Genomic DNA, 1,184 nt, shown 5'->3' with positions numbered 1-1,184 from the left:
GATAGGGAGGAGAATGAAGCAGGAAGCCCCGCCCGAGAGGCGCGGGGTAGTTCACTGAACATGAATCCAAAAGGCGGGTTGCGAGAGGGGCAAGTGCCTTCGGCCTGTGCTCTGGTTTGATGAAACTCGCCACGATCTGCGGCGGGGTATCCTGAGGGGGTTGCACCAATCCCACAAATATGCAGGGACATGAGGGACGGGTATCTCCCGCCCTCACCCGAATAAGTGGAGAGGATGTACCGGAGGCGGCGACTACAGAAGATGTTCTGCCACCGATCGGCCAGCTTCCCGACCTATGAGCGCAAGGAAGATGATGGTCAGCACGAGCATCAGGGTGAGAAAGACTGCGATCGTTTCGTTCAGCGGGACCCTGAGCGCAGTGGCAACAGGGGTCAGAATAGCCGGAAACACGGTAACTACCAAGGAGGCAACCACCCATATCGCCGCAAAAAAGAGGTAGATTGAGATCTTCTTCATAGATCTTACTCTTCGCGCTCCTCTTCGCGCTCCATCTCCTCTCTTTGTGCCTCGATCTTCCGGGTGGCATCAGCAGCCCAGCGCTCGATCTCCCCGGAGAAGAGTCTTCCACTCCGGAAGAGGACAAGGATCGCCCAGATCACCAGGATGACAAGCACTATGCCCGCCAGAACCGGTATGATCCCTGCGATGAACGGCAGCAGGAACAGGAATAAAATGACGGCGAGGAGCACGTACGCGATGCCACGGAACGCCCGCTGGTAGCGGTCAAGTTTCTCCTCGGATGTCTCTTTTCTGGAATACACCGCTGCAGCATACGCCGCGATTGCGTTTGTGACGTCAATGACCTCCTTGAAGATGCCAATGAAGATAAGTACGATTGCAATGAGGATTATCGCGGAGATCAGGCTCCCAAGCCCTACCAGGCCAAAGATGAGCGGATCGCCGAGCATCCTTGCAAGCGGCTGGAAGATCAGCACACCAAAGAGCCAGATTAGAAACGCTATAACAACCCCGACGACGATCTTCGGGATGCTGTCATAGATCTCTCGCCTGGAGGCGGTGAGTAACTCTTCACGGTCTACCATAAGATTTCACCTCTGGTGAGAAGCGCTTATTATATCCATTATATTTAAACCTTACCCAAGTAAATGTCTTTACGAAGAAAACAGGCAGAATGCCCCCACTTTAGTGGGGGGATGAATGCC

General features: G+C 54.2%; 2 protein-coding genes. Both read right to left on the bottom strand.

Annotated features, from left to right (window positions below; all coding sequences use genetic code 11):
* Positions 1 to 252: 252 nt before the first annotated feature.
* Positions 253 to 477, bottom strand: coding sequence for a hypothetical protein (locus QMC91_RS09915; RefSeq protein ID WP_300238078.1), 225 nt, complete (start codon positions 475 to 477; stop codon positions 253 to 255).
* Positions 478 to 482: 5 nt separating this feature from the next.
* Positions 483 to 1,064 carry a hypothetical protein gene (locus tag QMC91_RS09910; protein ID WP_300238077.1) on the bottom strand — a complete coding sequence of 194 codons (582 nt, stop codon included), beginning with the start codon at positions 1,062 to 1,064 and terminating at the stop codon, positions 483 to 485.
* Positions 1,065 to 1,184: the final 120 nt, after the last annotated feature.

Source organism: Methanoculleus sp. (genome assembly GCF_030019085.1).
Classification (GTDB): Archaea; Halobacteriota; Methanomicrobia; order Methanomicrobiales; family Methanoculleaceae; genus Methanoculleus.
The sequence above is the reverse complement of the archived record's forward strand: the minus strand, read 5'-3'. Positions and strand labels throughout refer to the sequence as shown.